General features: G+C 62.4%; 7 protein-coding genes and 1 pseudogene. 7 read left to right on the top strand and 1 reads right to left on the bottom strand.

Annotation, left to right across the window (positions count from 1 at the left end; translation table 11 throughout):
• The first annotated feature begins 117 nt into the window (after positions 1–117).
• The 5 genes and pseudogenes from ACTJGZ_RS15025 to ACTJGZ_RS15005 all read left to right on the top strand — a co-directional run bounded on the left by ACTJGZ_RS15025 (position 118) and on the right by ACTJGZ_RS15005 (position 5,217).
• A pseudogene (locus ACTJGZ_RS15025) lies at positions 118–1,341 on the top strand (substrate-binding domain-containing protein).
• Between the two features lie 62 nt (positions 1,342–1,403).
• Positions 1,404–2,192, top strand: coding sequence for an ABC transporter ATP-binding protein (locus tag ACTJGZ_RS15020; RefSeq protein ID WP_441663712.1), 789 nt, complete (start codon positions 1,404–1,406; stop codon positions 2,190–2,192).
• Positions 2,189–2,947 carry an ABC transporter ATP-binding protein gene (locus ACTJGZ_RS15015; protein ID WP_441663711.1) on the top strand — a complete coding sequence of 253 codons (759 nt, stop codon included), beginning with the start codon at positions 2,189–2,191 and terminating at the stop codon, positions 2,945–2,947. The genes ACTJGZ_RS15020 and ACTJGZ_RS15015 overlap by 4 nt, the downstream gene beginning before the upstream one ends.
• 36 nt (positions 2,948–2,983) lie before the next feature.
• Positions 2,984–4,015, top strand: coding sequence for a branched-chain amino acid ABC transporter permease (locus ACTJGZ_RS15010; RefSeq protein ID WP_441663710.1), 1,032 nt, complete (start codon positions 2,984–2,986; stop codon positions 4,013–4,015).
• Positions 4,016–4,032: 17 nt separating this feature from the next.
• Positions 4,033–5,217 carry a branched-chain amino acid ABC transporter permease gene (locus tag ACTJGZ_RS15005; protein ID WP_441663709.1) on the top strand — a complete coding sequence of 395 codons (1,185 nt, stop codon included), beginning with the start codon at positions 4,033–4,035 and terminating at the stop codon, positions 5,215–5,217.
• A gap of 70 nt (positions 5,218–5,287) precedes the next feature.
• Here ACTJGZ_RS15005 and ACTJGZ_RS15000 read toward each other — a convergent pair whose 3' ends face one another.
• Positions 5,288–6,193, bottom strand: coding sequence for a LysR family transcriptional regulator (locus ACTJGZ_RS15000; protein ID WP_441663708.1), 906 nt, complete (start codon positions 6,191–6,193; stop codon positions 5,288–5,290).
• Between the two features lie 168 nt (positions 6,194–6,361).
• Between ACTJGZ_RS15000 and ACTJGZ_RS14995 the strand changes: the two genes are divergently transcribed.
• Both ACTJGZ_RS14995 and ACTJGZ_RS14990 read left to right on the top strand, forming a co-directional pair.
• Entirely contained in the window at positions 6,362–7,663 is a 1,302-nt protein-coding gene (locus ACTJGZ_RS14995) for a gallate dioxygenase (RefSeq protein ID WP_441663707.1), read from the top strand.
• A 136-nt stretch (positions 7,664–7,799) separates the two neighbouring features.
• Positions 7,800–8,831: a TRAP transporter substrate-binding protein gene (locus ACTJGZ_RS14990; protein ID WP_441663706.1), complete on the top strand. Its 1,032-nt coding sequence runs from the start codon at positions 7,800–7,802 to the stop codon at positions 8,829–8,831.
• Positions 8,832–9,252 lie beyond the last annotated feature (421 nt).

Raw genomic sequence — 9,252 nt, 5'->3', positions numbered from 1 at the left:
ATACAACCATCTGTCATTAAAAGAAAACATGACTAGGTATTCATGTTTCGGTAGCTTGCCCAAGGGGTCGCGTGGCAGTCCGCCGGTACTGGATGCCCCAGACGAGGAGACTTGCCCATGAAGCGCCTGTCCTGCCGTGCCGCCATGCTGCTGGGGCTGTTCGCCCTGAGCGGCCATGCTCTTGCTGCGGATCCATTCCGGGTAGTACATGTTACTGACTTTAGCGGCCCCTTATCTGCTTATGCGCAACAGTTGAACACAGGCATGAAAATGGGCTTTGAATATGCCACGCAGGGCAGCATGGAAGCGGCGGGCAGGCCTATCGTTCTGAGCAGCAAGGACAGCCAGGGCGATCCCGCGCGCGCCAGGACGCTGGTGGAGGAAGCCTATGCCGAGGACGATGCGCATATTGTCGTCGGCCCGGTGGCTTCCGGAGTCGCGCTGGCGACGCTGCCGATTGCGGAAGAATATGAACGAGTCATCATGCCCGAGGGGGTCGCAGACGCCATTACCGGCGCGTCATGGAACCGCTACGTGGTACGCGTCGGGCGCAATTCCTCGCAGGATGCGGTTTCCAATGCCGTCGCCCTGGGCAAGCCCGGCGTCTGTATTGCCACCATCGCGCAGGATTACGCGTTTGGCCGCGATGGTGTTGCCGCCTATCGTGAAGCGCTGGCACCGACGGGTGGGAAACTGGTCCACGAGGAATATCTGCCGACCGACGCCACGGATTTTACCGCTGCCGCGCAGCGTTTGTTTGGCGCCCTGGAAAACCGCCAGGATTGTGAGCAAGGAAAGTTCATTTTTGCCATTTGGGCGGGCGCGACCAGCCCGTTGGCGCGTATTCAGGATTTGCAGCCCGAACGTCATGGCATCCGCCTGGCGGCTGGCGGCAATATCCTGCCGGCCTTGGTGCCGTATGCGGACCTGGAGGGCATGGAAGGGGCCGGGTTCTATTATTTCGAATCGCCGAAAAATCCGATCAATGACTGGTTTGTCGCCGAGCATTTCTAGCGTTACCAGGCTGCGCCGGATTTCTTCACCACCCAGGGCTTTGCCCAGGCCATGGCCATCGTGGCGGCCTTGGAAAAGAGCGGCGGCAACAGCGATACGGAAGCCTTGCTCAAGGCCTTCTCCGGCCTGCGGTTTGATACGCCCAAGGGAGAGATGCTGATCCGTCCGGAAGACCAGCAAGCCTTGCAATCCATGTACCACTTTCGCATCAAGCGCGAGGACCGCAAGGATTGGTTTGCCGACCGCGCCGTGACGGCGGGCGTGCCTGAGCTGGTCCGCGAGATTCCGCTCGAAGAAATGAATATTCCTGTGCGCAACACGCGTTGAATCCGCCGCCGGGCGCCGCTGGTGTCCGGCACTTTTGCATTGCTTCGTTCAGGAGATATGCCATGTCCAGGCAAAAGAGCGCCAGTGCCGCCGCACCGGTCCTGGAAACTCGCGGCCTGACGATACGCTTCGGCGGGCACACTGCGGTGGACCAGGTGTCCTGCGCATTTCATGCCGGCACGCTGACAGCCATCGTCGGCCCTAACGGGGCAGGGAAAACGACCTGGTTCAATCTGATTTCCGGCCAGTTGCGGGCCAGCGCAGGCAGTGTCTGGGTGCAAGGTGAAGACGTGACGGCCTTGGGTGCTGCCGCGCGCGCCGACCGCGGCCTGGGGCGGGCTTTCCAATTGACCAATCTGTTTCCCAACCTGTCGGCGCAGGAAAACGTGCGGCTGGCTGTGGCCGCGCGCCACCGCATCGGCCATATTTTCTGGCAGATGGCGGCACGGCGGCGTGATATCAGCGAGCGCGCAGCGGCCTACCTGGAGCAGGTCAACCTGGGCCAGCGCGCTGATGCCGCCGTGGTCAGCCTGTCTCATGGCGATCAGCGCAAGCTTGAAGTGGCCCTGATGCTGGCGCTGGAACCGGAAGTCTTTATGTTCGACGAGCCGACGGCGGGCATGAGTGTGGATGAGGTGCCTGTCATTCTTGATTTGATTGCAGACATCAAGCGCAGGCAGAACAAGGTGATTTTGCTGGTGGAGCACAAAATGGATGTGGTGCGGGCTTTGGCGGACCGGATAGTGGTGCTGCATAACGGCCAGCTGGTGGCCGATGGCGAACCGGCGGCGGTGATCGCCTCGCCGCTGGTGCAGGAAGCCTATCTGGGCGCGGCAGCGGGGGCGGTATGAGCACAGCGCAGACCTTTGATTCCCCAGCCGCCAAGGCGCCCATTCTGCAATTGTCGGATGTGCATGCGGATATCGGCCGCTACCATATTCTGCATGGCGTGGACCTGGCGGTGCCGGCAGGCGAACTGACCGTGCTGCTGGGGCGTAATGGCGCAGGCAAGAGCACCACGCTGCGTACCATCATGGGGCTGACCAGCATTACCCAGGGGGAACTGCGCTTTCAGGGGCAGAGCCTGAAGGGTGTGAGCACGCCAGCCATTGCCAGACGGGGGATTGCCTTCGTGCCAGAAAACATGGGGATTTTCGGCATGCTGACGGTACGCGAAAATTTGGTGCTGGCCGCGATAGGCGGCGCCATGGACCCCGACCGGCTGGAATGGATACTGGGGGTGTTTCCGCCATTGAAGAAGTTCTGGGACCGCCCCGCAGGCAACCTGTCGGGCGGGCAGAAGCAGATGCTGGCCATTGCCAGGGCGGTGATTGAACCGCGCGAGCTGTTGCTGGTGGATGAGCCGACCAAAGGCCTGGCGCCTGCCATCATCAATGATCTGGCCGATGCCTTCGAGCAGCTCAAGTCGCAGCGGGTATCCATTCTGCTGGTGGAGCAGAATTTCAATTTTTCTCGCCGTCTGGGCGAATCCGTGGCGGTCATGAACGATGGCCGCATTGTGCATACCGGCAGCATGGCTGACCTGGCCCGTGACGAAGCGCTACAGCATCAGTTGCTGGGCCTCGGGCTGGGCGCTCATCAATAGCGTGACAGGGGGCGATAGAAAATGCCTGCATCAAGCATGACAAAAACCGTAGAGGAACAGGCCGGGGCGCCGCTGCTGCGCCGCCTGCTGCGCCTGCCGTCAACCCATCCGCATGTGTTCCTGCTGGGGCTGATGCTGCTGTTGCCGCTGGCCTTGATGGCCCCCAGGACCTGGGCGGTGCTGACCGTCAGCGGTTTGGCCATGGGGGCCATGGTGTTCCTGATGGCCTCCGGCATGAGCCTGACATTCGGCCTGATGAATGTGCTCAACCTGGCCCATGGCGCGTTTATTTCCGTAGGCGCCTTTGCCGGCATGACGGTGCTGGGCATGTGGCTGGGCGAGGCTGCGCGCAGCAGTTCCGCCGCGGCCAATTTGCTGGCGGTGCTGTGCGCCTTGGGCCTGGGCGCGCTGCTGGCCGCCTGTCTGGGCCTGGTGTTCGAGCGGCTGGTGATCCGCCCGGTATATGGCGACCATCTGAAGCAGATCCTGATGACGGTCGGCGGCGCCATCGTGGTGTTTGAATTGATAGAAGTCATCTGGGGCCATCGGGAAATACCGGTGCCCCGCCCGGAGGTGCTGCGCGGTGCCGTGGTGATAGGGGGCATGGCGCTGGAAAAATACCGGCTGGCCGCCGTCGTGGTCGGCCTGGCCGTCTATGGCGGTTTGCGCTGGGTGATAGAGCGCACGCGCCTGGGCATCCTGATCCGCGCGGGCGTGGAGAGCCGGGAAATGGTGGAAATCCATGGCTACCGGATTCGCCTGCTGTTCCTGGGGGTGTTTGTGGCCGGCTCGGCGCTGGCAGGGCTGGGGGGCGCCATGTGGGGGATGTACCGCGAGATCATCTTTCCGCAGATGGGGGACGAACTGATGATTTCCGTGATCGTCGTCATCATTCTGGGCGGCCTGGGTTCCATTCGCGGCTGTTTTTACGGCGCCATGATGGTGGGCCTGATCAACCTTTATGTCGGCTATCTGGAACCCCGGCTGGCGGCGGTGGCGACGGTCGGGTTGATGGTGGCGGTGCTGATGTGGCGCCCGCAGGGCCTGATTCCCGTCATCAAGGTCTAGGCTGATAGGAAAACGAGATGCTGAAAAATCTGTTGTCCGCCGATTTGCCGCGCAGCCGCATGCTGGCGGTTTTGCTGTCAGTGATTCTGTTCTGCCTGGCGCTGGGGCCTTTTCTGTTTGACGGCACGCGGGCGTTCACCATGCTGGGGATGATCTGTATTTTCATCATTGTGGTAGCGTCCTATGACCTGATGCTGGGCTATACCCAGATTGTGTCGTTCGCGCATACGATGTTCTTCGGCATTGGCGCGTATGGCGTGGCGATGGCATTGACGGCCTATGACAGCACGATAGGCGCGGTCTTCATCGGGCTGGCAGCTGCCTTGCTGCTGACACTGGTGCTGTCCTTGCTGCTGGGCCTGCTGTCGCTGCGCGTCAAGGCGATTTTCTTTGCGCTGGTGACCCTGGCAGTGGCATTCGCCTTTCTGAGCCTGGTCAACCAGCTTTATGCCGTGACGGGGGGCGAAGACGGCCTGCGAGTGTCCGTGCCGCGTGAACTGGGGCCGGCCTGGCGCTTCAGCGACGCCGTGCTGCCCGGCTGGAGCCCAGGGCGCTTTCTGAGCGCCTGGCTGAGCGGCAGCGCAGGCCTGGCCGAGGCCTGGCGCGAGGCTGGCTTCCAGGTGAAGCTGACAGGCAGGATCCTGATGTATTACCTGGTCTTCGGGGTGAGCGCCGTGGTGTTTCTGGGGCTGCTGCGTGTCGTCAACTCGCCTTTCGGCCGGGTACTGCAAGCCATTCGGGAAAATGAATTCCGGGCGCAGGCTTTGGGTTACCGGACGGTGCTGTACCGGACGGCCGCCGTTTGTTTTGCCTCATTGCTGGCTTGCCTGGCTGGGGCCTTGTTTGCCCTGTTCAACCGATACGTCAACCCGGAAAACACACTGAACTTCGAGCTGATGGTCTTTATTCTGCTGATGTGCGTGATTGGCGGCATGGGGACTTTGTACGGCTCCGTGGTCGGCGTTGTGGCCTTTTTGCTGGCGCAGAATTATCTGCAGGATGTGCTCAAGGCAATTTCCGCGCCCTTGCCGGAAGGGTCCTTGCTGGCGGCGCTGGCTGCGCCGGAACGCTGGCTGCTCTGGTTCGGTGTGCTGTTCGTGCTCAGTGTGTATTTCTTCCCCGCGGGGATTGCCGGACAGTTGCGGCTGCGGGCGCAGCGGCGCCGGGCGCAAGCGGGAGAGGCCGCGGCGGCGGAGTCTTGAAACCGGCGGCAGGCAAGCGGCTGGGCGCGGGCTGCGCTTTAGCCGCGAGTTTCTTGCGCGATGCTGCCGCTTAGGCGCCGGGGTGTTCGATATGATGCGCTGCCCGGTGCAGGTGCGTCATGACATGCCGCAGCAGCGGGGAGGGCGCGGCATCGCTGCGCAGAATGGCGCCGATTTCCAGCGCATGGCCGTGTTCCTCGATCGGGATGACGGCAATGAAAGGAGCGGCCAGGGGGTGGCTGGCGATCTGGCTGGGCATCAGGCCGACATAGTCGCCGGTCGCAACCAGGGACAGCAGGGCCAGCGTTGAATTGACGATGGCGCCGACTGGCGGCGCGGTCAGGCCATGGCTTTCATAGAGCGCGCGGGCATAGCCGGACTCGCCCCGGGCCCCGGTGAAGACCCAGCGGGCATGTTGCAGGTCTTGCAGGCTGCGGGCTTGCAGCCAGCGGCTACCCAGGCGGGCAGTGGGCACCATGGTGGTGCGGATCAGGGGTTCGACGACAAATTCACCCGGGGGCAGGTCGCTGGGAATGCCGCCGACTGTGATATCGACTTCCTGGGTGCGCAGGCGCTGCAATTGCGCGACATAAAGTTCTTCGCTGACGCGCAGGCGGACATCCGGATAGGCCTGGCCGAAAGTGCGCAGCAATTCCGGCACCAGCAGCATGACCGCGACCGGCACGGCACTGAGATGCAGGTCACCGGCCATATGGCCGCGCATCTGGTGGATTTCATCGACGGCGAGACTGAGTTCGCGCGTGGCTTTCAGGGCGCGTTCATACAGCACTTTGCCTTGCGCCGTGGCCTGCACGCCGCGTGAGGTGCGCAGCAGCAGTGAGCTGCCCAGCTCCAGTTCCAGTTCGCGTATGGTTTTGGTCAGCGCCGGCTGGGATGCGCCGATACGGCGAGCCGCACCGCGCAGGCTGCCTTCTTCGACGGCAGCGACCAAGGCATGCAATGCAGCCAGTTTCATGGGCATGCTCCTGCTGAGGGATAGGGAATGAGTGAAAACCCGGGATTCCATTTGGTTATCACGATAGCCGGACCAGCATCTGTGCGCTGCCGGGCGGACGGCAAATAATACCAAGCCATGACAGGTGCTTCAGCGCACCGCAGCCGCCAGACACAGGAGAGTTTCAATATGGCCAGGATCATTGGCGCCATTGCCGCATCACATACCCCCACCATCGGTTTCGCTTTTGATGGCGATAAGCGCGGTGACCCGGTATGGGCGCCTATTTTCGAGGGTTTCGCGCCGGTTCAGGCGTGGCTGCGCGAACGGCAGCCGGATGTGTTGCTATTCATTTTCAATGACCATGTGACGTCCTTCTTTTTCGATCACTATTCCGCGTTCGCGCTGGGCGTGGGCGACCGCTACGAGGTCGCGGATGAAGGGGGCGGGCCTAGGGATCTGCCGGCGGTGCCCGGACATCCGGCCCTGGCGCGCCATGTGGGGCAGTCGCTGATGAGCGACGAGTTCGATATGTCGTTTTTTCAGGGCAAGGCGCTGGATCATGGCTGCTTCTCGCCGTTGTCCGTTATGTGCCCGCCGCAGCCGGCGTGGCCGCTGCCTATCGTGCCCTTGCAAATCGGTGTCTTGCAGGCGCCCATTCCAACGGCGCGCCGGTGTTACCGCTTGGGGCAGGCGCTGCGCCGCGCTATCGAAAGCTATCCGGACGATTTGCGTGTCGCCATTGTGGCGACCGGGGGCTTATCGCATCAGGTGCACGGCGAACGCGCCGGATTCAATAATCCGGCCTGGGATGAGCAGTTCATGACGCTGATCGAAAAAGACCCGGAATACCTGACGCGCATGACGCTGGCCGAATATGCCGAGCTGGGCGGGCTGGAAGGCGCGGAAGTCATCATGTGGCTGGTGATGCGCGGCGCCTTGTCGGCCAGTATCCGGAAAGTGCATCAAAGCTATTACCTGCCGTCCATGACGGGGATTGCCACCGCCATTTATGAAAATGAAGCAGCCGCCAAGCCTTTGCCTGCCACGCTGGCGCGCCACCGTGAACATATGGCGCGCGAGTGGGCCGGGGCTGACGCTCTGCCGGGCACCTATCCCTATGACCTGGCGCGCAGCGTGCATGGCTATCGGATCAACCAGTTCCTGCACGGCCTGACGCAGCCTGCGCAACGGGCCGCCTTCCTGCGTGACCAGGAGTCATGTTTCCGCGCTGCAGCGTTGAGCGACGAAGAGTGCCGGCTGATCCGCGAGCGCGACTGGCGCGGCCTGATCCATTACGGCGCTTCCTTCTTTCTGCTGGAAAAGCTGGGGGCTGTGATCGGGGTTTCCAATCTGCATATTTATGCCGCCATGCGGGGGGAAACACTGGCGCAATTCCAGCAAACCCGTAATGCGCCCGGCGCGCTGTATTCCGTTGCGGGCAAGGACGCGGGCAAACCCGCTTGGGATCAAGGCGAATCTGGCGCATGACGCTGCCATGCCAGTGCCCGGCCGGCAGCCGGGGGCTGGCGTGTCAGGTTTTTGCTCAACCATCCATGGTCAAAAAACGGCGGTCCTCAGAGACCGCATCTGCCGCTGCATAGCGGTTTATTCAAGGAGACAAACCATGATTTCATACAAAACATCTGCGCTGGCCGTCTGTCTGCTGGCGTTGGGCGCCAGCGCCACCGCCGCGCCGGTCGTGCTCAAGGTGGCGCATCAATTGCCCCCGGCATCCGCGGCCCACACGACTTTCATTGTGCCCTGGTGCGAGAAAATCGAAGCGGAATCCCAGGGTGAACTGAAATGCCAGATTTACCCGGCGCTGCAATTGGGCGGCACCTCCGCGCAGCTCTTCAATCAGGTGCGAGACGGTGTGGCCGATATTGTCTGGACGCTGCCGGGCTATACCCCTGGCCGCTTTCCGGTATCGGAGGTGTTTGAGCTGCCATTTCTGACGACGGCGCACGAACCGTCTGCGCGCGCCATTTGGGATTTTGTGGAAAAACATGCGGGCAAAGAATTCCAGGGGGTCAAACCCCTGGCTGTCTGGGTGAACGGCGCCAATCAGCTGCACATGCGCGACAAAAAGGTGGAAACCCTGGAAGATTTGCGCGGCCTGAAGATCCGGGCGCCTTCCAGACTGGGCAATAAGATCCTGGCCGCGCTGGGGGCGACGCCGGTAGGCATGCCTGTGCCGCAGATGGCCGAGAGCCTGTCCAAGGGGGTGATAGACGGCGCCCTGGTGCCCTGGGAAGTCTTGCCGGCGACCAAGGCCCATGAGCTGACCCGCTATAGCGTTGAAACGGCAGGCAATAGCGCCATGACGACGGCCACGATGATTTACGTCATGAATCAGCGCAAATACGACAGCCTGACGCCCGGGCAGAAACAGGTGATAGATGCCAATAGCGGGCGTGAGATGTCCGCCTGGGTCGCTGCCCGTTTCCAGGCGGCCGATGCGGTGGGCCGTGAACTGGCGATTGCCCGGGGAAATGAGGTCTATGCCATCAGCGCGGCGCAAACCGATATCTGGAAAATGGCGACCGAGCCGGTGACCAAAGAGTGGATCCAGGAAGTATCCGCCAAAGGCATGGATGGTGCGGCGCTGGTCCAGGAAGCCCGTGAACTGGTGCAACATTACACCGGGCAGCAATAATTGAACCGCTCGGTTCAGTTTCCTTGCCCGCTCTTTAGTCCGCTCTTTAGTCCGCTCTGTCGCCAGTTCCGTAGCCCGCTCTGTAGCTCGTTCCGTAGCCGTTGCATAGATCGCTGGCGCCGCCAGCTGCGCGGTCCGGCGCACGATTAGCCATCGGTGCGGCGGGAGGGCTATCCGGCCTGTCTGCCAGCGCAGACAGGCCGTTTTTTTCGGGCAGACGAGCAGCCCAGCCCGGATTGCGATGGTTGGCGCTTAGTTGCCTGTAGTCGCCCTGAGTTGTCCGTAGTTGCCCTCAGTTGCCCTCAGTCGCCCTGAGTGTTGGCAGGGGCGGCGGGGGTGCCCGCTTTGGCGGGTGCGGCAGGCGCCGCGGGTGCCATGGGGGCGGCAGCGCGCAGGGCGGCCGCCTGGGCCGCATGCTGAT

Origin of the sequence: Kerstersia sp., from assembly GCF_052103615.1 — a bacterium.
Classification (GTDB): domain Bacteria; phylum Pseudomonadota; class Gammaproteobacteria; order Burkholderiales; family Burkholderiaceae_B; genus Kerstersia.
Note: the sequence above shows the minus strand (reverse complement) of the source record. Positions and strands in the feature narration are given on the sequence as shown.